The 25,338-nt window shown below is 73.1% G+C and carries 21 protein-coding genes and 2 pseudogenes; 6 read left to right on the forward strand and 17 right to left on the reverse strand.

All coding sequences use genetic code 11. The features are described from left to right. Positions 1-81 precede the first annotated feature (81 nt). On the reverse strand, positions 82-2,757 hold the full coding sequence (locus tag OG780_RS02525; RefSeq protein WP_328444175.1) for a glycoside hydrolase family 5 protein: 2,676 nt from the start codon (positions 2,755-2,757) through the stop codon (positions 82-84). 465 nt (positions 2,758-3,222) lie between these two features. Next, complete coding sequence (locus tag OG780_RS02530; RefSeq protein ID WP_328444177.1) at positions 3,223-3,657, reverse strand: VOC family protein; 435 nt, start codon at positions 3,655-3,657, stop codon at positions 3,223-3,225. A 208-nt stretch (positions 3,658-3,865) separates the two neighbouring features. On the opposite strand from OG780_RS02530, the gene OG780_RS02535 reads away from it, so the two are divergent. Beyond that, complete coding sequence (locus tag OG780_RS02535; RefSeq protein WP_328457845.1) at positions 3,866-4,636, forward strand: polysaccharide deacetylase family protein; 771 nt, start codon at positions 3,866-3,868, stop codon at positions 4,634-4,636. 209 nt (positions 4,637-4,845) lie between these two features. Here the strand turns inward: OG780_RS02535 and OG780_RS02540 are convergent, their stop codons facing one another. After that, the gene (locus OG780_RS02540; protein ID WP_328444179.1) at positions 4,846-5,085 is read right to left on the reverse strand and encodes a hypothetical protein; all 240 of its coding nucleotides are present in this window, start codon (positions 5,083-5,085) and stop codon (positions 4,846-4,848) included. Positions 5,086-5,442: 357 nt separating this feature from the next. Further along, positions 5,443-6,384, reverse strand: a complete 942-nt coding sequence (locus tag OG780_RS02545; protein WP_328444181.1) for an alpha/beta hydrolase family protein — start codon at positions 6,382-6,384, stop codon at positions 5,443-5,445. Positions 6,385-6,567: 183 nt separating this feature from the next. Here OG780_RS02545 and OG780_RS02550 point away from each other — a divergent pair, with 183 nt between their 5' ends. Both OG780_RS02550 and OG780_RS02555 read left to right on the forward strand, forming a co-directional pair. Then, positions 6,568-8,172 carry a class I adenylate-forming enzyme family protein gene (locus OG780_RS02550; protein WP_328444183.1) on the forward strand — a complete coding sequence of 535 codons (1,605 nt, stop codon included), beginning with the start codon at positions 6,568-6,570 and terminating at the stop codon, positions 8,170-8,172. A 76-nt stretch (positions 8,173-8,248) separates the two neighbouring features. Then, entirely contained in the window at positions 8,249-9,091 is an 843-nt protein-coding gene (locus OG780_RS02555) for a DUF4437 domain-containing protein (protein ID WP_328444185.1), read from the forward strand. A gap of 57 nt (positions 9,092-9,148) precedes the next feature. On the opposite strand, the gene OG780_RS02560 is transcribed toward OG780_RS02555, so the two are convergent. After that, on the reverse strand, positions 9,149-10,594 hold the full coding sequence (locus OG780_RS02560) for a dihydroorotase (RefSeq protein WP_328444187.1): 1,446 nt from the start codon (positions 10,592-10,594) through the stop codon (positions 9,149-9,151). A gap of 224 nt (positions 10,595-10,818) precedes the next feature. Between OG780_RS02560 and OG780_RS02565 the strand changes: the two genes are divergently transcribed. From OG780_RS02565 to OG780_RS02575, 3 genes are read left to right on the forward strand one after another with little or no spacing between them, the layout of a single operon-like run. Further along, positions 10,819-12,045 (forward strand): CaiB/BaiF CoA transferase family protein, encoded by a 1,227-nt coding sequence (locus OG780_RS02565; protein ID WP_328444189.1) that lies wholly within the window; start codon positions 10,819-10,821, stop codon positions 12,043-12,045. Continuing rightward, positions 12,042-12,866 carry a cyclase family protein gene (locus OG780_RS02570; protein ID WP_328444191.1) on the forward strand — a complete coding sequence of 275 codons (825 nt, stop codon included), beginning with the start codon at positions 12,042-12,044 and terminating at the stop codon, positions 12,864-12,866. The genes OG780_RS02565 and OG780_RS02570 overlap by 4 nt, the downstream gene beginning before the upstream one ends. After that, the gene (locus OG780_RS02575; protein ID WP_328444193.1) at positions 12,863-14,662 is read left to right on the forward strand and encodes an MmgE/PrpD family protein; all 1,800 of its coding nucleotides are present in this window, start codon (positions 12,863-12,865) and stop codon (positions 14,660-14,662) included. Before OG780_RS02570 ends, OG780_RS02575 begins: the two co-directional genes overlap by 4 nt. Positions 14,663-14,703: 41 nt before the next feature. Here the strand turns inward: OG780_RS02575 and OG780_RS02580 are convergent, their stop codons facing one another. From OG780_RS02580 to OG780_RS02630, 12 genes and pseudogenes are all read right to left on the reverse strand, one after another. After that, positions 14,704-15,597 (reverse strand): HpcH/HpaI aldolase/citrate lyase family protein, encoded by an 894-nt coding sequence (locus tag OG780_RS02580; RefSeq protein WP_328444195.1) that lies wholly within the window; start codon positions 15,595-15,597, stop codon positions 14,704-14,706. A 7-nt stretch (positions 15,598-15,604) separates the two neighbouring features. Continuing rightward, the gene (locus OG780_RS02585; protein WP_328444197.1) at positions 15,605-16,768 is read right to left on the reverse strand and encodes an acyl-CoA dehydrogenase family protein; all 1,164 of its coding nucleotides are present in this window, start codon (positions 16,766-16,768) and stop codon (positions 15,605-15,607) included. A 71-nt stretch (positions 16,769-16,839) separates the two neighbouring features. Continuing rightward, the gene (locus OG780_RS02590; RefSeq protein ID WP_328444199.1) at positions 16,840-18,591 is read right to left on the reverse strand and encodes an acetyl-CoA acetyltransferase; all 1,752 of its coding nucleotides are present in this window, start codon (positions 18,589-18,591) and stop codon (positions 16,840-16,842) included. Then, the gene (locus OG780_RS02595) at positions 18,588-19,013 is read right to left on the reverse strand and encodes a MaoC/PaaZ C-terminal domain-containing protein (RefSeq protein ID WP_328444201.1); all 426 of its coding nucleotides are present in this window, start codon (positions 19,011-19,013) and stop codon (positions 18,588-18,590) included. Before OG780_RS02595 ends, OG780_RS02590 begins: the two co-directional genes overlap by 4 nt. Further along, entirely contained in the window at positions 19,010-19,522 is a 513-nt protein-coding gene (locus tag OG780_RS02600) for a MaoC family dehydratase (RefSeq protein WP_328444203.1), read from the reverse strand. Before OG780_RS02600 ends, OG780_RS02595 begins: the two co-directional genes overlap by 4 nt. After that, on the reverse strand, positions 19,519-20,685 hold the full coding sequence (locus tag OG780_RS02605) for a RidA family protein (RefSeq protein ID WP_328444205.1): 1,167 nt from the start codon (positions 20,683-20,685) through the stop codon (positions 19,519-19,521). The genes OG780_RS02600 and OG780_RS02605 overlap by 4 nt, the downstream gene beginning before the upstream one ends. After that, complete coding sequence (locus OG780_RS02610) at positions 20,682-20,831, reverse strand: hypothetical protein (RefSeq protein ID WP_328444207.1); 150 nt, start codon at positions 20,829-20,831, stop codon at positions 20,682-20,684. Before OG780_RS02610 ends, OG780_RS02605 begins: the two co-directional genes overlap by 4 nt. Before the next feature lie 33 nt (positions 20,832-20,864). Continuing rightward, positions 20,865-21,356: pseudogene (locus OG780_RS44520) on the reverse strand (hypothetical protein); the annotation flags it as partial. After that, positions 21,343-22,155: pseudogene (locus OG780_RS44525) on the reverse strand (MmgE/PrpD family protein); the annotation flags it as partial. The pseudogenes OG780_RS44525 and OG780_RS44520, both read right to left, overlap by 14 nt. Further along, entirely contained in the window at positions 22,148-23,380 is a 1,233-nt protein-coding gene (locus OG780_RS02620) for a CaiB/BaiF CoA transferase family protein (protein WP_328444211.1), read from the reverse strand. The pseudogene OG780_RS44525 and the gene OG780_RS02620, both read right to left, overlap by 8 nt. After that, the gene (locus OG780_RS02625) at positions 23,377-24,468 is read right to left on the reverse strand and encodes an LLM class flavin-dependent oxidoreductase (RefSeq protein WP_328444212.1); all 1,092 of its coding nucleotides are present in this window, start codon (positions 24,466-24,468) and stop codon (positions 23,377-23,379) included. The genes OG780_RS02620 and OG780_RS02625 overlap by 4 nt, the downstream gene beginning before the upstream one ends. Continuing rightward, a complete protein-coding gene (locus tag OG780_RS02630; protein ID WP_328444213.1) occupies positions 24,465-25,025 on the reverse strand; it encodes a MaoC family dehydratase in 561 nt (186 codons plus the stop codon). Before OG780_RS02630 ends, OG780_RS02625 begins: the two co-directional genes overlap by 4 nt. Positions 25,026-25,338 lie beyond the last annotated feature (313 nt).

Raw genomic sequence — 25,338 nt, forward strand, 5'->3', positions numbered from 1 at the left:
GCCTCCCGCCCGCGACGCACGCGCGTCGCCCCGGTGCCGTCGGCCGGCCCGCCCCCGAGGCGGACCGGCCGACGGCCGCCGCTACGCCACGCGGAGGGTGTAGCGACCGGAGGTGTGCGCGGTGAGCCGCCAGCCGCCGGGCCGTTCCGCCAGCCGGATGCCGGTGAGACCGCTGCCCTTGGCCTCGGGGCGGCCCTGGCCGGGAACCCACACGTCCAGCGTGCCCTCCCCGGAGCCGGTCAGCCGCAGGTCCCGCTCGGTGAGGGAGGACCGCAGGGAGCTCAGGCGGCCGGGAGCGCTGCGCGGGTACGCCTGGGACAGCGCCGTGGTCTCGAAGGCCGGGCTCGGCAGCGGCTTGCCGTCGGGGCAGGTGTACAGCACGACGCCGCCGCCCGAGGTGGTGGCCTCGGGGTCGTTCTGCGGATCGCCGCAGGCCTTCTTCCACACCCAGATCGCCGAGCCCAGCATTTCGGTGTTCTGCCGTTCCAGGAAGCGTTCGAACCGGGAGCGGAAGTCGCCGGGTTCCCCGAACCATCCCCACTCGCCCGACCACAGCGGCGCCCCGTACGCCCGGGCGGTGCGCTCGGCGGTGGCGTAGCCCTGCTCGATCGAGGTCAGGGTGACGCCCAGACCCTGGTCCATGGTGATCGACTCGCTGTACAGGTGGGGCGAGAAGACGAGCTGCGGGTCGTCGGCGAACCCGACCGGCGGGGTGGTGTCGAAGCCGAGCCCCGACCACAGGATCGAGGGCTCGAAGAACACCAGGTGGTGGAAGCCGCCGGCCACCTTCGACTCCGCGGCCCGGATCGAGGTGATCGCCTGCTGGTAGAGGCGTCCGAGCAGGATCGAGGAGGTCACGCCCGGGGCGTCACCGGGGCCCGGCTCGTTGAGGAGGTCGTAGCCGGCGACCGCGGGGTCGTCCGCGAAGGTCTTGGCGAGGCGGCCCCACGTGCGGGCGAACTCGGCGCCGATGCCGTCGGTGTCGTTGTAGAGGTTGGTGAACGCCTGCTGCACATTGGGCGCCAGGTCGCGTCCGAGGAAGCCGCAGGCCTTGGCGCCGTCGGTGAGGGTCGCCCACTTCGGGGCGCCGTCGTTGCCGAACTCCGGTGAGGCGTTGGCCCTGCACCGTGTTCCCGGCGCCGCGCCGACGTACTTCGAGAAGGTGTCCTGGTGGATGTCGAGGACGGTGTGGATGCCGTGGTCGGCGGCCTGGTCGACCGCTGTGCGCACCCGCGTCAGATACGCCTCGTCGAAGACGCCCCGCTCCGGCTCCAGGGCCGACCAGGACAGGGCGAGACGCTGGACGTCGAACCCGTACCGTTCCATCCGGGCGTAGTCGGAGTCCTCCAGCGGCCACACGGTGGCCTTGGCCGGGTCGGGCTGTCCGTAGTCGATGAGCTGATTGACGTTCACGCCGCGGAGCAGCACCTGCCGTCCCGCGCTGTCTCCGATCACCGGGGCCTGTCCGTCGCGGCGCAGCACGCTCAGCGGCAGCAGCTCGTTCCGGTCGCGGCCCGCGGCCTGTGCCTGCGCGCCGACGGGGGCCACCGCCGGTCCCGGGGCCAGGGTGCCCACGGCGAGCGCCAGTACGGCGGCCACCGCGACGGGTGGCGCCCACCGGACGGCCCAGGCGAGGCCTCCGCGCTCGGCCGAGGGCTCCGTCCGGCGCCGCCACGCCAGCTCCGCGACCCAGGGCACGCACACGACGCCCGCGCACACGCCCGCGGTCACACCCTCCGCGACCCGTACGAGCACGGACGCGACCGGGAACAGCGCCCCGCCGAAACCGTTCAGGCACCCGTCGAGAATCCACAGGGGCGCGAACCCGAGAACGCCCGCCGCGGTGAGGGTCGTCGCGAGCGACCAGAGCGTCACCCCGGTACGGGCACGGGTCAGCCCGGGCGCCACCACGCGGCGCCAGAGCGCGACACCGGCGAACACCGCCGCGACGCCGGTGACCAGCGTCGTCACCACGCGGCCGCCGGGTATCGGTCCCGCGGCCCAGGCGAACGCGCCGGTCCCCGCCTGGAGCGCGACGGCGGCACCGGCCGGCAGCCAGGCGAACCCTGCGACCGAGTCGAGAGGGGCGCGCGATGCCCCTGCGGCACGCTCGGTGCGCCGGCCGCGCTCACCGGCCTCGGCAGCCTCGACCACTTTGCCACCTGTTTCGGCCTTGCCACCCTCTTCGGCCTTGCGACCCTCGGCGCCCTCGCCGACCTCGTTGGCCCTGTCACCCTCGTCGGCCTTGCGGCGCAGGCGCCACACGCCGATCCGGTACGCCGACGCCGTCAGGCCCGCGACCAGCGGCCCGAACACGGCGTACTTCGCGCCGGTCAGACCGCACTCGGCGAGCAGTGCCCCGACCGTCGGGAAGATGTGCAGCCCGGCCGGTCCGGCGATCGCCAGCAGCAGCACGCTGTAGGCCAGCTTGGCCAGGAACGCCACCAGGATCAGACTCGACCAGACGGCGCCGAAGATCCATCGTGCCCTCGCTCCGGGGGCCGCGGCGCGCACCAACCGGTGGACGGCCACCGCGGCGCCGCCGATCAGCAGGGGCAGGAACACCACGGTGGCCCAGGCAGGGCTCGTGGCGTTGCCGGGTACGAAACCCGCGTCCAGCCAGTTCTCCGGAGCGAACAGTCCGGTCCCGTCGGCATAGCCGAGGGCGGCACAGAGCACCACGAGTACGACCGCGGTGGTGAGGGACGTGAGGCGGGCAAGCCGACGGCCGCCGCGCTGATCATCGGCAAGGAGCATGGATGGAGAACATAGGGCAGTCCGAAGGTCGCACGGAAGGCCTGTGAGCAGGAATTTCTCCGGAACCGCGGGGCACGGACGGGTCCGCACCGCGTGGTGACGCCAGGCTGCTCGGCCGAGGTGTTCCGCCGGGAGAGATACGAAGATCCGAACTCCCGCCGTGGGCCTGGGAGTCATCGGACCGACGCTCGTCCTTCCCCGGAGCCGATGCCCCGCGGGCGGCCCGCGCCGTCCGTCCGAACGTCACATCATCCACGCCACCGCCGCTGGTCACGATTCAGCTGCGACGCCCGACGGGCGGGCCCGTGCGCCGCCCGCCGGTTCTCGGCGTCCCCGCCCGGTCACGGACGGGGACGCCGTCGGGCCACCTGCCCCGAACCGTCGCGGCGTCCGGGTCAGGGACAGCGGGCAGGGAGTCCCCCACCTCCCCGTCGCGGGGGGGGTGTTTCAGTCGCGGGGGGTGTTTCAGTCGAGACAGAACTCGTTGCCCTCGATGTCCTGCATCCCGATGCACGACTCGTTCTCGTCATCGGCAACGAGTGTTCGCACGTGTACGGCGCCGAGCGCGATCAGACGTGCGCATTCGGCCTCGAGGACGGCCAAGCGCTCATCACCCACGAGGCCGGTACCGACCCGCACGTCGAGATGCACCCGGTTCTTGACGACCCTGCCCTCGGGAACGCGCTGGAAGTACAGTCGCGGGCCGACGCCGGTGGGATCGGCGCACGCGAACCATGAGTCCTGCTCCTCAGGTGGCCGCGAGCGACCATAGTCGTCCCACGTGGCGAACCCCGCCGGCGGCGGCGGTACGACGTAGCCCAACACCTCGCACCAAAAACGGGCGACGCGCTCGGGTCGCTCACAGTCGAAGGTGACCTGGAACTGCTTGACGGATGACATCGGGACACCGTAACAGGACGAATCGACGGCTCAAGTCTCACCAGGAACCGACACGTTGACACGACAACAGTGCGAACTCACGGGGTTGTGTCCCCATTCCCTCCCGGAACTGTCCGTGATCCGTAACAGACGCATCCCCCGGCCCTCTCCGCTCGTCCTGCCAGGTGGTCGGAAGGCGACCGAGGAACTGCGGGAGAGCGGGGCGGACATGGCACGGCACGGCAGCAGGCGGGGCTGGTACGGCAAGGTGGCCGGGGCGGCACTCGGGGTGACGTTGCTGGCCGCCGGTGCCTCGGTGTGGACCGCGCAGGCCGGTGCCGTGCGCGACTCGTCGCCCCGCCCGGCCGCGTCGGCCGGGCAGGCCGCGGTCAAGCCGGTGGCGGTGACCATCGTGCACGCCTCGGACAAGGGCGCGCGCGGGGTCAACATCACCATCGACGACGGTCCCGACCCGGTGTGGACCCCTCAAGTGCTGGACGTGCTACGCGAGTACGGAGTGAAGGCCACCTTCTGCATGGTGGGGACCCAGGCGCAGGCCCATCCGGACCTCGTGAAGAAGGTGGTCGCGGCCGGACACCGGCTGTGCGACCACTCGGTGTCGCACGACACCACCATGGACACCAAGTCCCAGGCCTACCAGTCGCAGCAGATACTCGACGCCGAACGCATGATCACCAAGGCGTCCGGGGGCGTACGGCCGATGTACTACCGGGCGCCCGGCGGGGCCTTCACCCCGTACAGCCGCAAGCTGGCAGCCTCCCGGGGCATGCGGCCACTGGGCTGGAACGTGGACTCCAAGGACTTCGAACGACCGGGCACGGACGCCGTCGTCGCCACGGTCGAGCGGGAGCTGCCCAACGGGCCGACGATCCTCTTCCACGACGCGGGCGGCGACCGCTCCCAGACCGTCGAGGCCCTGCGCCGGATCCTCCCCTGGCTGAAGGAGCAGGGCCACACCTTCGGCTTCCCGGTGCGCTGACCCGGGGCCGCGGAGGGCCGCAAGGCGTCCAGTTCGTCCGGATAGCCCCTTTCACCCTCACCGCTCAGGGCCCGGGGCCGGGGCCGGCCGTCATGGTCCGACCGGCCGCGGCCGGTCACCCACCCCGGCCATCACGGCAACCGCCCGGAAGCCGTCGGCTTCCGGGCGGTCGAGTCGTTCAGGCGCGTGGCCGGGCCGTGCACGGCGGATCAGCCCCGCTGCGTCCCCGGCGGGAGGGCCAGGCCGGCCGGTGCGCCGGGCCAGGCCTGCTCGGCCGCGGCGGGCGCGCCGGACCAGGCGTGCTCGGCCGCGGCGGGCGCCGAGGCCTTGAGGGGCGGCATCACCCGCTGCAGGTCGCTGCGAATCCGCTCGGCCTCACCTCGGACCTGCGCGGGGACGTCACCGCGCTCCGCGACGAGCTGGCGGTAGATCGGGGCTTCCTGGAACACGGACAACGCGTCCTTCCTCTCGGGGCCTCGCGCCGGACACGGAGGCGGTTGCCGAGTGTACGGGCCTCACGGCACCCTCCTGCCCGGCACGGCACGCCAACGGTCCCGCCGCACGCTTGACGGGGCGTGCCCGAACGGTCCCGAGGCTGTTCCTCGCACCCCTCACGGTCCCAACAGGCCGCACCGGAGAGCCCCTTCGGCCTCGACCGATTTCTCCTCCGGCGGCGAATGTGCATCCGGCCACACCGGTGCCGGCACGACCCGGATCCGGACCGTCACCGCGGCGGCGACGGTCCGGGTCCCGCGAGTGCTGTCGCGCGGATCACGGAACGCGTCAGCCCCTGTCCACGGTGCCGGTCAGGGCTTGGCCGAGTACACGACCCCGGCCAGGTTCCGGGCGGCGGAGCCCCAGACCTGGTCGTAGTACGAGGTGTCGCCGCCCAGGGTGTAAAGCAGATAGGCGGTGGTGACGCCCTGGGTGAGCTTCTGCTGTGCGGCGCGGGTGATCGATCCGCTGTCGCAGCCGATCCCCCAGCTGTCGACGAAGCCGCAGTGGAAGCCTCCGGTGATGACCCGCAGTTGGGTGGGGGCGGACTTCGCGTCGTACATCTTCTGCTGGTTGTCGGCGACCCCCGCGATGCCGTCCTGGCTGCCGCCCACGTACTGGGCGGGAATGCCCAGGGTGCCGGAGGCCGTGACCGCCGACGGGTTGGTCTCGGCGGCCGCCAGGGTGGAGACACTCTTGACCGCCGTGCTGCGGCTCGCGGCCAGCAGTGCGGCGCCGCCGCCCATGGAGTGTCCGGAGAGCCCGAGGCGGGCCGTGTCGACCGTGCCGGCGAAGCGGGAGCCGGCCGTGGCGTTCTGGGCGGTGAGCCAGGTCAGGGACGCGTTCAGATCGTCGGCGAAGTCCGAGTGGCTCGGGAAGAGGCCTCCCTGGGACTTCGGCGTGACGGTGATGAACCCCCAGGACGCGTAGTGCCGCAGCAGCGACTCGTATTTGGAGATGTCCTGGAAGAAGCCGTGCCCGAAGGCCAGACCCGGGTGGGCTCCGGCGGCGACGGGCGCGTTGGCGCCTGCGGTGGTGCCCGGGTACCAGACCCGCGCGCTGAAGGAACGGCCCGACGCCGACACGGTCACATCGGTGTACGCGACGGCTTGGGTACCGGGTGCCGAGGGGTCCGCCGCGGCGGCGGTCAGGAGTGCGGCCGCGGGTGCGGCGGCCGCGGCGGGAACGACGGTGAAGGCGGCCGCCGCGGTCAGCAGCAGCGCCGGCACGGCCCGTAACAGTCCACGGAACACGAGTTCACCTTCTCTTGTGGGGGGAAACATTGTTTCCCCAACAGAGCAGAAATGCGCGTACATGACAAGCCCTCCGACCCTTGTCATCGTTTCGCTCCACGGAACAGCGTTGACATCAATGAAACGCGGGGAGTATCAAAAGGGTGGGACTCCCGCTCGCCCGACGCCTTCGGAGGACAGGTAGTGGAAGATCTCCCGGCACATCTGCGGTCCGTCCCGGACGGCCGGCACTCCGCGCGCTCCATGGTCGCGGGGCTGCGCCACTGGGCGGTCGCCGCACCCACGCGGACGGCCGTCGTGGACGGCACCCGGCGTCTGAGCTTCGCCGCCGTGCACAGCCGCTCCAACCGGCTGGCGAGCTGCCTCCTCGCCTCGGGCCTGAACCCCGGCGACCGCGTCGCCGTGCTGCTCGGCAACCGGCTCGAATACCCCGAGATCGCGGCGGCCCTCGGCAAGGCGGGACTGGCGATGGTGCCGATCGGTGTGCGCCAGACGGTCCCGGAGATCGCGTTCGTCACCGGGCACAGCGGCGCCCGCGCGCTCGTCGTGCAGCACGACCGTTCCGAGGAGGTGTGCGCGGCCGTCTCCGCGGACGTCGTCGTGCGGGTCGGCGGACCGGGACCGGGGCGCGCCTACGAGGAAGTCCTCACACGGGGCCGCGACGTGGACCCGCGCGTCGCGGTCGCCGGGGACGACACCTTCTGTGTGCAGTACACGTCGGGGACGACCGGGCGGCCCAAGGGGGCGCTCCTCACCCACGCGGCCCGCGCGCTGACGGCCGAACTGTCGGCGTACGAATGGGGCTTGGGCGAGGAACGGGTCAGCGTCGCCGTGGCGCCCATGAGCCACGGCGCCGGATTCATGTTCGGCTACGCCCCCCTGCTCACCGGCGGGACGGTGGTGATGCTGCCCCGGTGGGACCCCGGACATCTGCTGGACCTCGTCTCGCGGGAGCGCGCCCAGTCCGTCTTCCTGGTGCCGACCCACGCCCAGGCCGTACGGGACCTGGGCGGCGAGGGACCGCAGGGCCGGGACCTGTCGTCCCTGGACACCCTGTACTTCAACGCGGCCGCGCTCCCCGTCCCGCTCAAGGAATGGGTGCTGGACGCCTTCCCGCAATGCGGTGTGCACGAGTTGTACGGGTCGACCGAGGGCGGTGTGGTGACCGACCTGCGCCCCGCGGACGCACGCCGCAAGGCCGGTTCGGTGGGCCGGGCCTGGTTCCGCACCCGGCTCAGGATCCTCGGCGACGACGGCGTCGAGGTCCCCGCAGGAGTACCCGGCGAACTCTTCAGTCACTCACCGTTCCTGATGAAGGGTTACCTGGACGACGCCGAGGCGAGCGCGGCCTGCCGCACCGCCGACGGCTTCCTGAGCGTCGGCGATGTCGCGACGATGGACGAGGAGGGCTATGTCCGCATCGTCGACCGCAAGAAGGACGTGATCATCTCGGGCGGGCTCAACGTCTATCCGCGTGAGGTGGAGGAGGCCTCCCTCGCGCATCCGGGCGTGGCCCAGTGCGCGGTGGTCGGGGTGCCCGACCCGCTCTGGGGTGAGGTGGTCACCGCGTACGTCGTCGCGTCGGCCGGCGCCCCGCCCGTCGGCGTCGATGAACTCGCCCTGTTCCTGAGGCCGTTGCTCGCCGGCTACAAACTGCCGCGGCAGGTGCGCACGGTGGCGGCGTTGCCGCGCAACTCCGCCGGCAAGGTCCTCAAACGCGAACTGCGCGCGGCCGCCGCCCCGCAGGCGCCGTCACCGCGGCACCCGCCGCCCGTTCCTCCCCGGTGACCCCCGTTCCCGTCGGCAATCACACCCGACCCGCCCGGGGACAGCCCCGCGGCGACAAGCGAAAGGCGGTGGCGCGGTGCGCCCGCACGTCGAGCTGATCCACGAGGACGACTACGTCTGGCATCCGGCCGAACTCCCACACACCGTCGGCGAGGTGCGCGAGCGGCGGCTCAGCAGTGACGAGGAGGACGGCTCGGCCGCCCTGTCGCTGGCCTTCGACTCCGCGGCGCACCGTCCGGCCGGGGTGCCGTCCGCGGACACCGAGTTCTTCGTCCTCGAAGGGCGGTTGCGGCACGGCGCCACGGACCTCGGGCCCGGGGGCTATCTGCACGTGCCCAAGGGCGTCCCCATGCGGGAGTTGTCGGCCGAGGCGGGCAGCCGGGTGCTGCACTGGCGGGAGTACGGCCCTTCGGACTTCGAGCCCGGCGGCGCGCGGTGGGCGGATTCGTCCGGCGACGTGACCGAGTGGGACTCGGCGGCCATGGAGTGGGTCACGGCGCCGACCAACGGCCCGCTGACCCCGCTGTACATCAAGCTGCTGCACCGCGACGAGAAGACCGGCTTCTACACCCGTCTCGTCCTGGCCCCGAAGGGCTGGACGGACCACCGGCTCGCCCACCACCCGTGCTACGAGGAGTTCTACACGCTGTCCGGACGGATGGCCTACAACTTCGGGGACATCGACCCGGGTACCTACTGCTTCCGTCCGGCCTTCGTGAAGCACGGTCATTTCGTGGCGGAGGAGGACACGACGTGGATCATCCGCTCCGACGGCGAGCTCATCAACTGGTACACGACCGACGAGTGGATCAAGTGGGGTGGCGACGCCGAGAACTACGAGCCGCACCAGGCGCCGGTGCCCTCCACCCTGCCGATCCGGTCCCGCTCGCGGGGCGTATGGGACAACGACGGCATGTGAGCGCGTGAGCGATGCGGAGCCGCGCCAGGATCGCTTCCGGGCGCGGCCCCCACGCTCTCACCTCGGCAGGTACCGGCCCGACGGCGTTCCTTGGACACGGCCGTCCCGGTAGGCGATCCGGCCGCCGACCACCGTGGCCCTGGGCCAGCCGCGGAGTTCGACGCCGTCGAAGGGGCAGTGGTCCTGTCCCGAGAGCAGCAGGTCCGCGCTGACCGTGCGGGTCTCGTCGAGGTCCACGACGACGAGGTCGGCGTCGGAGCCGACCATGAGGGACCCCTTGCGGGCGAGGCCGTAGGCCGCCGCCGGGCCGGCCGAGGCCAGTTCGGTGATCCTGCGCAGCGGGATCCCGCGCCGGTGGTGGCCCTCCGAGAGGAGGACCGGGTAGAGCAGCGCCGTACCGCCGAAGCCGGGCAGTGCGGGCCACAGCGCGTCGCCCTTGTTCTCCTCCATGCAGCAGGCGTGGTCGGAGGCCACCCAGTCGACGGTGCCGTCCACGACCCCCGCCCACAGGGCCTCGTTGTCGGCCCGGGTGCGCACCGGCGGGTTGACCTTGGCCCCGAGGCCACGGCCCGCCGCGTCCAGACTCTCGTGGTCCAGACAGAGGTGGTGCAGCGTGACCTCCGTCCGCAGGTCGCCGCCGGGCGCCGCCGCACGGGCGGCCCGGGCCGCGTCCAGGGCCGCCGCGCTCGACAGGTGCAGCAGATTCACGGGGCAGCCGGTGGCCCGGGCCAGGGTCGCCGCCTCCGCGATGGCCACCTGCTCGGTCAGCGGCGGACGGCCCTCGCTGTACGCCCGGAGGGTCTGGGGATCACCGTCGCGGCGCACCCGGTCGATGAACAGGCGCATCAGCTCGGACTGTTCGCAGTGCAGGGAGAGGGAGACCCGGCCGTCGGGGCGGGCGGCCCCGGCGGCGGCGACGGCCTCCATGAGCTGGTAGAGGTGACCTAGGTCGTACTCCTCGCCCTCCCCCGTCATCCGGAAGCCGCGCGCGTCGCGTGAGTCGGCGGAGAGGTTGAACCCCTTGTAGAACATGTAGTACTTGAACGAGGCGACCCCGTGACCGTCCAGCAGGGCGGGAATCTCGCGCACCTGCGCCGTGTCCATCGGAGCGAGGTGGAAGCCGTAGTCGGTGTGACACCGCCCCTCGACGGCTTCGAGGACCTCGGGGAAGATCTCCGCGTACGGGCCCGTGCAGTTGAGGTAGTGCTCGCCGGTGCGGAAGTACGACAGCACGGTGGTGGCGCCTCCGACGAGGGAGGACCGCGTCTCCTCGAACGCGTCCTGGGCCAACGGACGGTAGATGCCCAGATGGAAGTGGGCGTCGACAGCGCCCGGCAGGACCACCCGGCCGGCCGCGTCGAGCACTTCCTCGGCCTCCGCCGTGGGCAGGTCGTCGGCGAGCGCCGTGATCACGCCGTCCCGGACGCCCAAGTCGGCGCGTATCTCGCCCACATGGGGCTGGACGAGCGTCCCGTTCCTCACGATCAGGTCGTAGCGTGCCATGTCGGCCGGACGGTCTCCGTGTACCGGACCGCTTCCGTGGAGCGCGGGCGGCGGACCGCGGCGCTTCCCCGGTTCGCCCGGGAGCCGTCCGCACCCCCTTTCCCGGATAGAGGAACTGGTTGGGAAACACTGTTTCTCTTTCGTGGGTCTGGGCCGCATGCTAACTTTTCGAAACGGCGTTCCACAAGGAGAAACATCCGTCGATCCGAAGGGTGTGAGCCACAGTGCCGTTCCCCTCCCCCGATCCTGGCGGCGCACCGCCCGGCCCACTGCACGGGATCACCGTCCTGGACTGCGCGACGCTGTTCGCCGGTCCGCTGGCGGCCACCGTTCTCGGAGACTTCGGCGCCGACGTCATCAAGATCGAACACCCTTCCCGGCCCGATCCCTCCCGTACCCACGGTCCGTCCCGCGACGGCACCGGGCTGTGGTGGAAGATGCTCGGCCGCAACAAACACACCGTCACCCTCGACCTGTCCCGAGCGCGTGGCGCCCGGATCCTGCTGCGGCTGGTCCGTGAAGTGGACGTCCTCATCGAGAACTTCCGGCCCGGGACGCTCGAACGCTGGGGCCTGTCGCCCACGGCCCTGCATGCCGCGAACCCCGGCCTGGTGATCGCCCGCGTCACCGGCTTCGGCCAGTTCGGCCCCTACGCGGCACGGCCCGGCTTCGGAACCCTCGCCGAATCGATGAGCGGACTGGCCGCCGTCACCGGGCAGCCGGACGGCCCGCCCACCCTCCCGCCGTTCGGACTCGCCGACGGTGTCACCGCCCTCGTGACCGCGGCGGCGGTACAGACCGCGCTCTACCACCGCGATGTGCACGGCGGCGGCGGACAGGTCGTGGATCTCGCCATCATCGAGCCGCTGCTCACCCTGCTCGGCCCGGCGCCCCTCGCCTACGACCAGCTGGGCACCGTGCCACGGCGCACCGGGAACCGCTCCGCGCACAACGCCCCCCGCAACATCTACCGCACCCGGGACGGCGGTTGGGTGGCGGTCAGTACCTCGGCGCAGACGGTCGCCGAGCGGGTGATGCGGCTCGTGGGACACGGCGAGGTCGTGCGCGAGCCCTGGTTCGGCTCCGGAGCCGGCCGGGCCGCCCACGCCGACCTGCTCGACTCCCAGGTCGCCGACTGGATCGGCGGACGGGACCGGGCCGAGGTGCTCAAGGCGTTCGAGGCCGCCGACGCCGCCGTCTCCCCCGTGTACGACATCGCCGACGTCTTCGCCGATCCGCAGTACCGCGCCCTCGACACCCTCACCACGGTCCAGGACCCGGAGCTGGGTCCGCTGCGTATGCAGAACGTCCTGTTCCGGCTCTCCGCCACCCCCGGCAGCATCCGCTGGACCGGCAGGCCGCACGGCCAGGACACCGACCGTGTCTACGGCACCCGGCTGGGACTCACCGCGGCCGAGCTCGACACCTTGCGAGAGGAGAGGGTCATTTGACCGTCCACCAGCCCTGGGTCGCCCTGTCCGGCGCACGGATCCTCGATCTGGCCCATCCGATGCGCCGGGGCATGCCGCAGTCCCCCAACCACCCCCCGTACCGCATGCTCCTGGAGCGCCGTCACGGTGACCTCGTACGGCCCGACGGCGGATCGGCGGCCAACGAGATCGTCATCACCGGCGGGCACGTCGGTACGCACATCGACGCGCTGGCACATGTGTCACGGGACGGACGGCTGCACGACGGGTCCGAGGCCGCGACCGCCCAGTCCGCGACGGGGTTCTCCCGGCTCGGTATCGAGGAGTTCACCCCCTACGTGGGGCGGGCCGTCTTCCTCGACATCGCCCGGCTGCACGGGGTCCCCGTCCTGCCGCCCGCCCACGAAGTCACCGTCGGGGAACTGGAGGACGCCGTGAAGGAGGCACGGACCGAACCGCGGCCGGGTGAGGCCGTGCTGATCGGCACGGGGTGGTCGCGGCACTGGGACGATCCCGAGGTGTTCACCGGTCAACTGGGCGGAGCCCCGGGGCCGGGTCCGGGGGCCGGGGAATGGCTGGCCGAGCGCGGACCGCGTCTCGTGGGCGGGGAGACGCTCGCCTTCGAGCACATCCCGGCGGGGAGCGGACACGCCGTACTGCCCGTGCACGGGAGCCTCCTCGTGGACGCCGGCATCCACATCGTGGAGACCATGCGGCTGACCGGTCTCGCGGAGTCGCGGGCCACGGAGTTCCTGCTGGTGCTCGCCCCACTGCCCCTGGCGGGCGCCACCGGCTCCCCGGTACGGCCGCTGGCCGTCCTGGCCGCGCAGGACACCGCATGACGGGCACGGAACACGGACCCGGCGTCCGGCGGACCTCCGGTACACGCCGGCCGGACGCCAGGGCCGACACAGGCGTCAGGCGAGCCGTCGTCGGCACGGACGACGACGCGCCCCAGGGTTCGGCGACCGCTTCGGGGGACGCATACCCCACGTCAACGGGCTCGGACGACGCCCCCCTCACGCACCGGGGAACCGGCGAAGGCAACGGATCCGGAAGGGAGTTCGTCGGGCCGGACGACAAACCCCACCAGGCATCGCCGACCGGCTCGGACGACGCGTGCCCCACCTCGACCGGCTCGAGCGACCGGCACCTCACACACCGGGGAACCGGCCAACGCGCCGGATCCGGAACGGGGTTCGCCGCGCGGCTCGCCGACTTCGCCGCGCGGTGCCGCGACGGGATCCCCCCGGCCGTGGTCGAGGACGCCACGGCCCGGATCACCGACGCGCTCGGCAACTGCCTGGCCGCGCTGGGCCCCTACGTGGGCGACGAGACGGCCGGAGGCCCGCACGAGGCCGCGCTGACCGTGGCTCGGCGGGCCGGTGGAAACCCGGAGTCCACCGCCATCGGCAGCGGGGCACGCCTTCCCGCCGACCGCGCGGCACTGGTCAACGGGACCCTGGCGCACGCGCTGGACTTCGACGACACGCACCTGCCCTCCGTGCTCCACCCCACCGCGGCGGTCCTGCCCGCCGCGCTGGCCGCCGCCGAGGCGAGCGGCGCGGACGGGCCGCTGACGGTGGCGGCCCTGGTCGCGGGCGGTGAGATCTGTGTACGGCTCGGCATGGCGTCCTACGATCCCCGGCTGCGCAACTCGGTCTTCTTCGAGAAGGGCCTGCACGCCACGTCCATCTGCGGAACCGTGGGTGCCGCCGTCGCAGCCGGCCTCGCCCTCGGACTGACCTCGGCGCAGCTCGCCGACGCGATCGGCATCGCCTGTTCGATGGGCGCGGGTGTCATCGAGGCCAACCGCACCGGCGGGACGGTGAAGCGGATCCACTGCGGCTGGGCGGCTCACTGCGGTGTCAGCGCCGCGCAGCTGGCCGCCGGCGGCGTGACCGGACCGCCCACCGTGCTGGAGGGGAGGTTCGGCTTCCTCACGGCGTTTCTCGGCGACCGCTGGGACGCGGGACCGCTGCTCACCGGTCTGGACGCGATGGACGACGCCGCGCGGTGGGAGTACCCGCGCACGGTCTACAAACCGTACCCCTCCAACCACTTCACCCATCCCGGGATCGACTGTGCCCTGGCGCTGCGCGCCGACGGACTCGATCCGGCGGACGTGGTGGCGGTGGAACTCGGCGTGGCCGCGGCTCCGCGCCGCACGATCGGGGAGCCCCGCGAGCAAAAAGTCCGCCCATCCTCGCCGTACCACGCGAAGTTCTCGGGCCCCTACACCGTCGCCTCGGCGCTGCTCGCCGACCGGGACCGGGGCCCGGGGGTCCAGCTGCGGGACTTCACCCCGGAGGCGTTCACCGACCCTCGGCGGCTGGCGCTGGCCGCGCGGGTGGAGGTGGTGTCCGACGCGCGGTGCGACGCCGAGTTCCCCCACGCCTTCGGTGCCGTGCTGCGGGTGCGGACGCGCGGCGGGGCCAGGCTCGAACACCGGGTGACCTCCTCCCGGGGCGGACCGGGAAACCCCCTGTCCGCGGCGGAGCTCGCCGAGAAGTTCCGGACGGGCGCGGAGCCGTCACTGGGCGCGGAGCGGAGCGGCCGACTCGCGGCGACGGCGGCCGCGTTGCCGGGCGCCGGACCGGGCTGTGTGACGGATCTGCTGAGCCTGACGAGGATCTGACCGGGACTCTCCCCGGCGCCGCAGGCCTGAACCGGCACGCTTCAGGCCGTCTGTTCGGGCGCCGCGGCCAGTACCCGGCGGGCGGCGCGGACGACCGCCTCGTCGACCATGCGTCCGTCGGCTCCGGTGACGACGGCGAGGCCCGAGGCGACCGCCTCCTCGAAGCGGTCGACGAGCGCCCGGGCCGCCGACACCTCCTCGGCGGACGGAGTGAACACCTCGTGCACGACGGGGATCTGATCGGGGTGAATGCATGCCCTGGACCGGTAGCCGAGGCGGCGCAGAGCGCGTGTCGAGGCCAGCAGAGCCTGCGTGTCACGGAAGACCGTGCTCACCGGGCCGACGGGCGGCGCGATCCCGGCCGCCGCACTGGCGAGGACGAGGGTGGTCCGCACGACCAGCAGTTCCGACCGGTCGTCGGAGGACGGTTCCATGCCGAGTTCGGCGCACAGATCGGCCTCTCCGGCCTGGAGATGGGCGACGCGCGGCGCGGCGGCCAGGGCCGGCGCGTTCAGGACGGCGGCCGCCGTCTCCAGCAGGGGTGAGAGCGCGATCCGGCCCACCGGGAGACCGAGCTGCGCCTCCCGCTCGGTGAGCACGTCGTGGAACGCCGATACGGCCCCGGGGTGCGGGCATTTGGCGAGGCACAGGCCGCGCAGCGCCGGGCAGACGAGGGCGGCGGCCTCCCGCAGTCCGTCGGGGCCGGGGTTCACCCGGACCCAGACGCTGGTGGCGCCGTCCGGCGGCAGCGCCTCCAGCCAGGTGCGTACGGCTCGCAGCGCGGTCCGCCTGGCCGCGGGGGCGACCGCGTCCTCGAGGTCGACGATGAGCGCGTCGGCGCCCCGGCCGAGCGCCTTGGCGAGCATGCGGGGGCGGTCGCCGGGGACGTACAGATAGGAGCGGGGCGCGCGGTCCGAAGGCGTGGGGCCGGTCATGCCGGAGTCAGCCGATCGTGGTGGTGTGCGCGGACAGACCGCGGGCGATGACCGTGCGCATGATGTCGTTGGTCCCCTCGCCGATCGCCATCAGGGCGGCGTCGCGGTAGAGGCGTTCGACGACGAACTCCTTGGAGTAGCCGTAGCCGCCGTGCAGGCGCATGGCGTCGAGCGAGGCGCGGATGGCGGTCTCCGAGGCGAACAGTTTCGCCATGCCCGCTTCCGTGTCGACCCGCCGGCCCTCGTCCGCCCGGCAGGCCGCCCAGTACACCAGGAGGCGGGCGGCCTGGAGTTCGGTGGCCATGTCGGCGAGGCGCAACTGAACGGCCTGGAAGTCGTGCACGGGCCGTCCGAAGGCGTGCCGCTGCGCGGTGTACGCGAGGGCGGCGTCGTAGGCGGCCTGCGCGATGCCGACCGAGCGGGCGGCGACGTTGATACGGCCGATCTCCAGCCCCGACAGGGCCTGTTGCATGCCCCGTCCCTCGACTCCGCCGAGCAGCGCGCCGACGGGTACGCGTACTCCGTCCAGGCGCAGTTCGCAGGACTCGGTCCCCTTGTAGCCGAGCTTGGGAAGGTCGCGTTCCACCGTGAAGCCGGGTGTCGCGGTGTCCACGAGCAGCAGGCTCATGCCCCGGTGGGCGGGCTCGGCCTCGGGGTCGGTCTTCACGAGTACGGGCAGCACGTGGGCGTGCCGTGCGTTGGTGATCCAGGTCTTGGATCCGTGGACGACGTAGTCGTCGCCGTCGCGGCGGGCCGTGGTGCGGATGCCCTGGAGATCGGTGCCGGCGTCGGGTTCGGTCAGGGCGATGCCGCTGCGCCACTCGCCGTCGGCCAGCCGGGGAAGGTAGTGCTCCTTCTGCTCCGGCGTCCCGTGCCGGGCCAGGATCCAGCAGGCCAGGGAGTGGGAACCGAGGATTCCGGCGATGCCCATCCAGCCCCGGGAGATCTCCTCGAAGACGAGGGCGAACGACACCATGTCGGCGGCGAGTCCGCCGTACTCCGCCGGGACGGTCAGGCCGAACAGGCCCATCTCCCGCATGCGGGCGACGATTTCGGTGGGATACCTGCCGGAGTCCTCCCACTCCTGGGCCACGGGTTCGATCTCCTTGGCGACGAAGTCGCGCAGGGTCCGGCGGAACAGCTTCTGCTCGGGCGTCAGGGTGAAGTCCACGGCTCAGGGCTCCGGTTCGGCGGGCGGCGGTGGCGCCGCGTGCGGCGGGTCGGTGGACGGGGTGCCAGGCCTTAGGGGTCCGCCGGGTCCCCGGTGGGACGGAACACGGGCAGCATCCTGCCGTCGGGCAACGCCCGCCAGGTCAGCCGCAGTGACTGACCGCACAGCAGGGCCTCGTGGTCCCCCACCAGCGGGGCGAGGAGCACCGGGCCCTCGGTCAGCCGGGTCCGCCCGAGGGCGTACGGCACCGGGCGGCCGTGCGGCGCGCGGTGCACGACGGTGAAGGTGTCGAGGACCGCGGTTCCGGCGGCCGGGACGAGCCGGAGCCCGCTGGTGGCTCCGCAGGCGGTGCACAGGACGCGGGGCGGATGCTGTGCGTGACGGCAGGCGTCGCAGCGCTGGACGGTGAGCCGTCCGGTCCGCGTGGCGTCCCACCAGGGCAGGGTGACGGCGTCGGCGGGCGCGGGAAGAGGCCCGTCCCACGGCGGGGCCTGCGGTCCGCCGTGAGCCCCGCCGGTGAGCCCGGAAGGCGGCCTCGTCCCCGGCTGCGGGGGGTCCGGGGTGCGCGGAGGCTCGGGTGAACCGGGTCGGTGTCCGGTTGCGCCGGGCGGGAGTTCGGCCGCGCCGGTCCACGGCTCGGAAGTGCCGGGCGGGCTCGATCCGGCGCCGCCCGTGTCCTCGCGGGCGAGGACGACCGTGGCGTGGGTGGACAGGATGCCGCCGGTGCCGTGGGCCACGGCCGTCCGCGCGCCGGGGATCTGGCGCGCGCCGCACTCGCCGCGCAGCTGTCGTACCGCCTCGATCAGGAGGAACACCCCGAACATGCCGGGATGCCCGTACGACAGTCCCCCGCCGCTGGTGTTCAGCGGGAGGGCGCCGCCGGGGCGGATGCGGCCGTCCGCGACGAGGTCCGCCGCCTCCCCGGGGCCGCACAGGCCAAGGGCTTCCAGCGACAGGAGCGTGGTGATCGTGAACGAGTCGTAGACCTGGACGACGTCGATGTCCGCCGGTCTCACCCCGGCGTGCCGGTAGGCGCGGGCGGCGCTCGCGTACGCGCCCGGGTTGGCCAACAGGTCGTCCGGCCCCGCCGAGCCGGTGTGGGTGGTGGCCTCCCCGTACCCGAGGACGCGCACCGGGGTGCGGCGCAGGTCCCGGGCCCGGTCGAGGGAGGTGAGGACGATCGCGCCGCCCCCGTCGGTGACGAGGCAGCAGTCCGCCTTGGTGAGGGGGCTGGAGATCATCGGGGAGGCCAGCACCTCGTCGACGGTCAGGGGTCCGGCGCCGTGACGGTGGGCGGCCGGGTTGAGCAGCGCCCACGCACGGGCGGCGACGGCGACCTCGGCGAGCGCGCGCCGGGAGTGGCCGTGGACGTGGAGGTAGCGCCGGGCGGCCATGGCGTAGTGGGAGAGCGGGTACAGCGGTCCGGCCGGTGCCTCGAACTGGGTCTCGGGAGAGGCGGGGTCCAGGGGCCCGGTGAGGCTGCGGGAGCGGCCCGAGCGCTGGTCGGAGCCGTAGGCGATGACGGCCGTGGTGCACTGTCCGGCCGCGATGGCCTGGGCGGCGCGCGCCACGTACATCTCGAAGGCGCTGCCGCCCGCGAAGGTGGAGTCCGTCCAGGCCGGTGTGATCCCGAGGTAGTCGGCTGCCTGGGTGGCGGGGAAGCGGCCGGTGCCGGAGGTCGCGAGTCCGTCGACCTGGGAGAGGGTGAGACCGGCGTCGTCCAGGGCCCGGGTGACGCCCTGGGCGAGGAGGGCGAGGGCGGGCAGGTCACTGACGCCGAGGTCGGCCTCGGCCACGCCCGCCACAGCGATCCCGGTGGTCACGGGCCGCCTGCCGGTTCGCGGAGTTCCACGAGCGCTCCGGCGGGGGCGACCGCGGTACGGGCTCGGGGGCCCAGGACCTCGACGGTCTGCTCGACGGTCACCAGGCGGCCGTCGACGGCGGTGACCCGGCCGACGCAGCGCACGCTCTCTCCGGCGAACACCGGCCGTGCGAAACGGAAGTGCAGGCTTCGCAGGAAGCAGGCCGGGCCGAGCCAGTCGAGGAGTTGCTCGGCGAGGAGTGCCCCGAAGACCTGTCCGTCCACGACGGGGGCGGACAGGTCTCTGGCGCCCGCGTAGGCGGTGTCGTAGTGCAGGCGGTGCCAGTCCCAGGTGGCGCCGGCGTAGGCGACCAGGCGGGTGATGGGGAAGGACCGTTCCAGGGGTGGTACGACGGCCCCGGGCAGCAGTTGGGGGCCGGTCACCGGGGCTCCTCGGCGGCGAGTGCGATGTGCAGGACGGTCTCCTCGTTCTCGGCGAGCAGGGTGCCGTGCTGGTCGGTGTAGGCGCAGTGCGAGGTGACCGTGAGCAGCGGGCGGCCGTCGCCAGTGGTGCGTTCGCCGAGGGAGACGAGGGTCCAGGTGGCGGTGACACGGACGCCGGGTCCGGCCGGACGGTGGAAGGTGTACGCGTGCGAGCCGCGGACGGTGGCGGTGTGCGGGACGCGGATGCCCCAGGTGTGTCCCGCGTAGCCGTCCTCGTCCGGTGGCAGGCCGGTGTACTGGTTGGTCTCACAGATCAGGGTCGGTGGTGCGATCACATCGGGGTGGCCGTGCGCGCGGGCGTAACCGGGGTCCGTGTAGAGGGGGTTGGAGTCGCCGACGGCCGTCGCGAAGTAGCGCAGGGCGGCGCGACCGAGTGGTTCGGGCGCCGTGTAGACGGTCGTACGGCCGACGAGGGCGCGCAGTTCGTCGGTGAGCAGGGTGCGGGTCACGTGCCTCCTTCGGGCAGGTCCGCGGGATCGGGCAGGACCGCGGTCGGGAACACCTCGACGAGGAACTCCCGGCGGAGCAGGGCGGCGCAGCCGGCGGTGGTGACGGCCGGATGGGCTCCGGGTCCCAGCGCGCCCGCACGGGATGCGGCCAGCGGGTCGGCCGGGGTCGCGGAAGTGGCCACCCGGGCCACGGAATCGGCCGGGGCCAGGGCGGCCCGGCCGGGGTCGGCCGGGGCGAAGGCGGGAGGGCAGAGGAACTCCTGGGTGTGCACGAGGTGTTCGGGTCTCCCTCCCGCCGCCTCGATCACGGTGCGCACCGCGCGATAGATCTCGGCGGTCTGGGCGGCCGGGTCACCGGCGTGCAGAGCCTGCTGGGTGTCCATGTCGAGAGCGGCGAAGCCGGACATGTGGAGGGTGCGGCCCGCGCGCACGCCCGGGCTGTAGGTGAGGGTGTCGTAGCGCCGCCAGCCGGGGTTGACGGCGGTGAGGGGATGCCGGGAGGCCGTGACATCGAGCGCGACCAGGATGCCCGGGGCGTGCAGCCGGGACATGAGGATGCCGCCCGCGCCGGGGAACACCCCCGCCCCACCCAGCAGTTCGCGGCGTGGACCGGCGCAGAGCGGATAGGCGCGGCGGGTCGCGGGGGTGGAGTAGTCGTAGGTGGTCACCGCGTGGTCGAGGCTGAGGCCCGCGCCGCGCAGCAGGCGGTCGGCGGTGCGCAGGCAGTGGGCGTACTGGCGCGGGAAGTCGCCGGGGTGGGCGATGTCCCCGCGCGGGTCGAGCGGCAGGACGGTGGGCAGGAAGACCGTTCCGTCGGTCGCTTCGCGCAGACCCGCCGACAGGGCCCGGCCGCCGCCGGGATCGAGCCGGACGGCGAGGGCGAAGCGGGCGCCGGCGGGCAAGGTGTCGCTGATGACGGTGGTCCGCGCCGGGCGGTGCGGGCCCAGCAACTCCGCCAGCGCGCAGCCGAGTTCGTCCCGTGCTTCCAGTGCCGCGACGCCGGTGAACTCCGTGAGGTGGACGATGTCGCCCGGCGCGGCGGAGTGTTCCTGGAGCAGCCGCGCCAGCCTGTCGCACACGGCTCGGGCTTCCACGCCCGGTCTGTGGTCCGCGGACGGCACGACGGCGGTGAGGCGGGCGGCGGGGCGGACCGGGGCACTCATGGTGTCCTCCGCGCGACGAAGACGCCGATGCGCGCGGTGAGTTCGAGCACCCGGTCGAGCGTCGGCTCCCGGTCGATGCTCAGGACGCGTTCGCCGAGTTCACGCGAAAGGGCGCTCTCTCCACCGGCGTTGGCATGGAATTTCACCAGCACCTCCTCGGTCGAGGGCGGGGGACGGTAGCCGCCGGGGATCTCGGCCGCGAGTTCGCGTCCGTCCGTGGTGCGCACCCGGATGCGGCCGGGGGCCTCCGCGTCGGGTCCCTGCCAGGGGTGTTCCCGGTGGGTGACGCGGGAGGCCAGCGCGGTGGCGTCCGGGCGCGCGCCGGTCTCCCGGTCGTAGGAGTCGAGGGTGATCCGGCCGTCGAGCAGCATCAGGGCGGTGGAGTACGGGAGGGCGAACTTCGCCTCGTACGGAGTGCGGGGTGCCCGGCGCGGCTCGGCGGGCTCGCACACGATGGGCACCGCACCGGGGGGGTACGCCGACGACGGCGGAGGCCACTTCGGCGCCGGCCAGTTCGCCGTGCAGGACTCGTGCGGCGTCGAGGGCGGGATGCATGAGCCGGCAGCACGGGTGCCGCTTGGCGGCGACGGCGGGCGCGTGCCACATCTCACCGAGGTCGCCCGCGACCCTGGCGGCCGTGACGGGATGTCCGGCGAGCGCCGCGTACACACCGTAGCGGCCTTCCAGGACGGTGTCCGGCCCCTCGGCGCCGGCGGTGGCGAGGCGGAGCGCGAGGAGTCCGGCGTGGGCGGCGAGGCCGGGGTGCAGGGTCTTGGTGTCGCTGCCCGCGTCGAGGAATTCGAGGAGTCCGCCGGCGCTGCTGCCCGCGAGGCCGAGGGCGTGGGTGAGCACGGGAACGGAGGTGCCGTGCAGGACCGCGGCGGTGACGGGGGCGGCGAAGACGCTCGCGACCTGGGTGGCGTGCAGGCCTCGGGCGTGGAAGCGGTAGGGGGCGGCCAGCCCCACCCGGACCGCGGTCTCGTATCCCGCGACGGCGGCGGTGAGGACGTGCGCGCCGGTCGCGGCGGTGTGCTGGGCGGTGGTCAGCAGTGCGGGGAGCACGGCGGCCGTGGCGTGGACGAGTGCGCCGGGGTGGGTGTCGTCGAAGTCGAGGGCGTGGACGAGTGCGCCGGTGGCCAGTGCGGCGGCGGGCGCGCCGATCAGCTCCGTGGTACCGGGTACCGCGGCTTCCCGCGGGCCGCCGAGTCCCCGGGCGGCGGTCAGTGCGGGAACGGCCGCGTCCGTCCGCAGGGCGGCGAGCAGGCAGCCGATGCCGTCCAGCAACTGTCTGCGCGCGGCTCGGCGCACGACGCTGGGCACCTGCTCCAGGGTGAGCCGGCCCGCCCAGCGGGCGATCAGTGCGGCGGCCGGAACCCCATCGTCGTCCGTGTGACCGTGCGGGTGAGGATGGCTGTGCGGGTGAGGGTGGCTATGCGGGTGAGGGTGGCCGTGCGGGGTGGTCTCAGGCACCGAAGGCCCCCTGCGCGCGAAGGTCGGCGATGCGCGTCTCCTCGTATCCGAGGATCTCGGTCAGGACCGTGTCGGTGTGTTCGCCACGCAGCGGTGCCCGTCGGTGGGCCGGGGCGGGCGCGCCGGTGCGCACCGGGCTGAGCAGGTTGCGGACGGTGCCGAAACGCGGGTGGCTGGTCTCCACGACGAGTCCGCGGGCCTCGGTGTGGGGGTCGGCGAGCGCTTCGGCGACGGAGTTGACGGGCCCGCAGGGGACCCCGGCTTCGGTGAGCCGCCGGATCCAGGCGGCGGCCGGCTGTTCGGCGAAGAGCTTCTCCAGCCGGGGTATCAGTTCCTCGCGGTGGGTACGGCGGCCTTCGAAGGAGCCGTACGCGTGGTCGGCGCGCGCCCATTCGGGGTGGCCGAGCAGGCCCGCGAGGCGCTGCCAGAACTTCTCCTTGGGGCAGCCCACGACGATCCAGGCGTCATGGGCCCGGAACGCCTGGAACGGGACGAGGGAGGGGTGGGCGGAGTGCCGGGTCCTGGTCGGGGTGAAGCCGCCGTTGAGATGCCAGAGGCCCGGGTAGGTGAGCATGCTCAGCGCCGTGTCGTACAGGGAGACGTCACAGTCGAGGCCCCGGCCGTCGCGGCGGGCGGCGTGCAGGCCGGCCAGCAGGGCGAGCGCGGCGGCGAAGCCGCCGGAGTAGTCGACCAGGGAGAGACCGGACTTGGCGGGCGGTCCCCCGGGTTCGCCGGTGAGGTCCATCCAGCCGGCGAGGCCCTGGAGGATGTAGTCGTAACCGGGCTGCGCGGACCGGGGTCCGGTCATGCCGAAGCCGGTGAGCGAGCAGCAGACGATCGCCGGGTTCAGATGCTTGAGGATGTCGTACGTGATGCCGAGGCGCTCGGGGACGTCGCCCCGCAGGTTGGAGTAGACGGCGTCGCTGTGCCGGACGAGGTCCTCGAACACCGCCCGGCCGACGGGATGGCCGAGGTCGAGGGAGACGCTTCGTTTGTTGCGGTTGAACGCCTCGAAGAACAGCGAGTCCTCACCGTGCTGGTGGGGTGGCACATAGCGGCCCACGTCGCCGCCGGCGCCCGGATCCTCGATCTTGATGACGTCGGCGCCCAGGTCGGCGAGGTGCAGTGAGCCGAACGGGCCGGCCCCGTACTGCTCGACCGCGAGAACACGCACGTCCGCCAGCGGGCGCGGGACCGGCGCCGCTTGATCCGTCGGCGCTGTCATGCGCGTACCTCCTTGATGAGGGCGATGACGGCCGCCTGGGCCGCGCGGATCTCCTCGGGTTCCAGCCCGTGGACGGGCGGGCCGAGCTTGACGGAGTCGGCCACGGCCGCGTACTCCGTGAGCCGCCGCGCGACCTCGTCGGGGGTACCGGTGAGGGTCAGGGCCCGGGTCATGGAGGGGTCGACGACATGACCGAGCCGGTCCGCGCGGGCGCCCGCGGAGCGGAACTCCTCGAGGACACGCTGCTGCGCGGATTCGAGTCCGTGCTCGGCGAACAGCGGGCCGTAGGTGCGGACCGAGGCGTAGAAGCCGAGGCCGCCCGCGGCCAGACGGTGGGCGCGCCGGGGATCGGGGTCGATCGCGCAGCAGGCGGAGGCGGTGACCTCGAACCCGTCGAGGCCGTGGCCGGGTGCCGGTCCGCTGTCCGGGCGAGAGGCGGCCGGGGCGGATGCCCGGCGGGCGTGTCCTTCGGCGAGCCCGGGCAGGACGGTGTCCTCGAGGTGGGCCGGTGAACCCAGTTCGTGGCCGATCCAGCCGTCCGCGATCTCGCCCGCGAGGCGGGTCATCACGGGGCCGACGGCGGCGAGATGGACGGGGATGCGCGCACGCACCGGCGGGAAGGGGCGCCGGTAGCCGCGGATGCGGAATCCGGTGACCTCGCCGCCCGCCTCGATCGTGGCACCGTCCGCGCAGGCGGCCGTGAAGGCCCGGACACAGGCGACCGTCTCGCGCAGGCGCCGCACGGGCGGGTCGAAGTCGGCGTGGTGCCAGTCCTCGTTGAGCCGCCGGACCCCGCTGCCGAGGCCGAGGACGAAGCGGCCCGCGCTGAGTTCGTCGAGGTCGAGGGCCTCCAGCGCGGTGGTGAGCGGACTGCGGACGAAGGCGAGCGCGACGGCGGTCCCGACGCGGGCCGGGCCGGCGACGGGGGCGAGCGCGGCGGCCGTGATCGTGGCGCTGCGGTGGAGCTCGGCCGCCCAGAGGGTGTCGGCGCCCGCCTCGCGCGCGGCCCGTCCGGCGGCCACGAGTTCGTCGAGGGTCTCGCCCCAGGGTGCGTAGCCGATCCGTGGCAGTGCCCGGGTCGCGCTCACGGGGTGTCGTCCAGCCCGAGCGGCGCGGCGGGCCGGGGGCGGTGCCGGTCGGCGGGGAGCACGCCGCGTCGGTGGACGTAGAAGGTGCGGCGGAACGAACACACCTGCTCGCCACGCTGGTTGAGGGTCCGGGTGCGGACGGTGACGAGGCCGGCCGCCGGGCGTGAGGCGGACGCGCGGACCGCCAGGACGATCGACTCGGACCACAGAGTGTCCCCCGCGAACACCGGGGCGGTCATCCTCACGTCGTCCCATCCGAGATTGGCGAAGGCGTTCTGGGTCAGGTCGGTGACGCTCTGTCCGACCGCGACGGCCAGGGTCAGGGTGGAGACGACGAGCGGCCGGCCGAACTCGCTGTGTCCGGCGTACACCTCGTTGAAGTGCATCTCGTTGGTGTTCATCGTCAGCAGCGTGAACCAGGTGTTGTCCGCGTCGCTGACGGTGCGGCCCAGCGGATGCTCGTAGATGTCGCCGACCGTGAAGTCCTCGTAGAAGCGTCCGCTCCAGCCGGGGCGAACGGTGCCGGTGGCCCGGCCGGTGCCCGACGACGGGCTCATACGGATCCTCCCCTGGGCCTGCTGCGGCCCGGACTCGGTGACCGTGGCGGGCCCGTGAACTCCGCCTGCCTGCAGGGGGTTTCGGCCGCTCGCCGCAGCCAACCCTAGGATCTCCCCTGAGAGAGCGTCAAGAGTCTTGTTTCCCTATGCGTTCCATTGTTTCCCCAACTGAATCCACCCCACCCCTTCCGACGGACCGCCGCCGCCCCGTGCGCGGACTCACGGTTTAACGGGAGCGAAACCCCGCGCCTCTTGACATCCGGACGGGCCTGGCGCTGTATTTGGACGACGTTTTCGAAACGTCGTTTCACTC

Source organism: Streptomyces sp. NBC_00386 (assembly GCF_036063235.1).
In the GTDB taxonomy this organism is placed as follows: Bacteria; Actinomycetota; Actinomycetes; order Streptomycetales; family Streptomycetaceae; genus Streptomyces.

What these genes read in the sequence shown, in the direction of transcription:
- OG780_RS02525 (WP_328444175.1), bottom strand. Translation starts at nt 2,757, where the DNA reads ATGCTCCTTGCCGATGATCAGCGCGGCGGCCGTCGGCTTGCCCGCCTC.
- OG780_RS02530 (WP_328444177.1), bottom strand. Translation starts at nt 3,657, where the DNA reads ATGTCATCCGTCAAGCAGTTCCAGGTCACCTTCGACTGTGAGCGACCC.
- OG780_RS02535 (WP_328457845.1), top strand. Translation starts at nt 3,866, where the DNA reads ATGGCACGGCACGGCAGCAGGCGGGGCTGGTACGGCAAGGTGGCCGGG.
- OG780_RS02560 (WP_328444187.1), bottom strand. Translation starts at nt 10,594, where the DNA reads ATGGCACGCTACGACCTGATCGTGAGGAACGGGACGCTCGTCCAGCCC.
- OG780_RS02575 (WP_328444193.1), top strand. Translation starts at nt 12,863, where the DNA reads ATGACGGGCACGGAACACGGACCCGGCGTCCGGCGGACCTCCGGTACA.
- OG780_RS02580 (WP_328444195.1), bottom strand. Translation starts at nt 15,597, where the DNA reads ATGACCGGCCCCACGCCTTCGGACCGCGCGCCCCGCTCCTATCTGTAC.
- OG780_RS02605 (WP_328444205.1), bottom strand. Translation starts at nt 20,685, where the DNA reads ATGAGTGCCCCGGTCCGCCCCGCCGCCCGCCTCACCGCCGTCGTGCCG.
- OG780_RS02620 (WP_328444211.1), bottom strand. Translation starts at nt 23,380, where the DNA reads ATGACAGCGCCGACGGATCAAGCGGCGCCGGTCCCGCGCCCGCTGGCG.
- OG780_RS02630 (WP_328444213.1), bottom strand. Translation starts at nt 25,025, where the DNA reads ATGAGCCCGTCGTCGGGCACCGGCCGGGCCACCGGCACCGTTCGCCCC.